Here is a 1,990-nt window from a genome sequence, read left to right on the forward strand (position 1 = left end):
ATAAACGGGGCCCGGTGACAGAAACGATTGACCTGAACACGCTGGCCTGGCAGGACCATACCCGGCCAGAGGCTGCCGGTATCCCAATAGCGGATCGCCAGACCGGGCAAGTGCAGCAAGCCCCCACCGCCGTGAAACCGGTTGCCGGGATAAACAACGCGCCCTTAGTCTTGCCGCCCGGCCAGCCCTTAGTGCTGCCACCCGGCCAGCCGTTCGAACTGACGTTGCCCCCGGAAACTGTCAAAGGACAAACGGTTGACCCGGTCATCCGCGTTATCACGCCCGATACCCGATTACCGGATAACAGCCTGTACACCGTGCAACCGGGCAGTGACAGCCACTATCTGGTGGAGACCGACCCGAAATTCACCCAGTACAAACAGTGGCTGGGCTCGGACTACATGCAGCAACAGTTAACGCACGACCCGGCTCTGGTCCACAAACGATTAGGGGACGGATTTTACGAACAGCGGTTGGTGCGCGACCAAATCACCCAACTGACCGGCCAGCGTTATCTGCCCGGTTACCACAATGATGAAGCGCAGTTTAAAGCGTTGATGGATGCCGGTATTGCCTTTGGTAAACAGCAACAGTTAACGCCGGGCGTGGCCCTCAGCCCGGCGCAGATGGCGCTGCTGACCTCGGACATTATCTGGCTGACTAACCAGACCGTGACCTTACCGGATGGCACCACGCAGGGGGTCACCGTGCCACAGGTTTATGCGCGCGGGCGTCAGGGCGACCTGAGCGCAGATGGTGCTTTGCTGGCTGGCAATACGGTGGCGCTCAACAGTCAGGGCGATATCACCAACAGCGGCACGATAAGCGGGCGTGACGTCACCCAACTGACCGCCAACAATCTGACCAACAGCGGCTTTATTCGCGGCGGCAAAGTGGATTTGACGGCCCAGCAGACTATTACCAACCGGGGCGGCCAGATTCAGGGGGATGACCGGGTGAGCTTGCAAGGCCGCGATATCACCAGTGCCTCGACCGTGCGCGGGGATGAGGCGAACCGTTGGCTGGACCGCCCTGCGGGCATCTATGTGCAGAACGATAACGGCACCTTATCGCTGAGCGCCATCAACAATGTGCAATTAACCGCCAGTGAGGTGAAGAACGCCGGGAAAGACGGTCACACCGGGATAACGGCCGGGCATGACCTGACGCTGGAGACCGTAAACACGCAACACACAGAAAGCGGCGACTGGGGCGGCGGTAACACGCGCCATCTGACCCAACAGACCGATATCGGCAGCCAGATAACCAGCGCCGGTGACCTGACATTGCAGGCCGGGCATGACCTGACGGCCACCGCAGCCCAGATTAATGCGGGTCAGCAACTGACGGCGCAGGCCGGAAATAACCTGACGCTGACCACCGGTACCGCCTCATCCGACTTAGTGGAGCACCGCAAACAAGCCAGTCAAGGCTGGCTGTCGAAGTCGTCAGTGGAAACCCACGACGAAGTGCATGACCGGCAGGCCCTGAGCACCACGTTCAGTGGCGATAAAGTCAATCTCCAGGCCGGAAAAGACCTCAATATCCGCGGCAGCAATGTCGCCGGTACGCAGGATGTCAGCCTGAACGCTGGTCATCAGCTCACCGTCACCACCGCCGCGGAAGCGCACGATGAAACCCATTGGCGGCAGGAGAAACACTCGGGCCTGATGGGCACCGGCGGAATTGGCTTCACCTTAGGCAAGGCCAGCCAAAAAACCACTACGGACAGTGACAGCCAGCTGACCCAAGGCAGTACCGTGGGCAGCAGTCAGGGCAACGTCACTCTCACCGCAGGTGAACAGCTCCGGGTTCACGGCAGTGACGGGGTTGCAGGTAAAGACATGACCCTCAGCGGCCAGCGCGTCAGTATCACCAGTGCGGAAAATAATCACACGGTCTTGACAAAAACCGAGCAAAAACAGAGCGGCTTAACCGTGGCGCTGAGTGGCACGGCGGGAGGTGCCGTCAACAGCGCGGTGCAAACGGT

The 1,990-nt window shown here is 60.0% G+C and carries 1 protein-coding gene; it reads left to right on the forward strand.

The window, feature by feature from the left end:
• A partial coding sequence (locus C5471_RS23075) for a beta strand repeat-containing protein (RefSeq protein ID WP_166296541.1) occupies positions 1-1,990 on the forward strand: 1,990 nt, incomplete at both ends.

It is taken from the genome of Photorhabdus tasmaniensis (assembly GCF_011189505.1).
Taxonomy (GTDB): domain Bacteria; phylum Pseudomonadota; class Gammaproteobacteria; order Enterobacterales; family Enterobacteriaceae; genus Photorhabdus; species Photorhabdus tasmaniensis.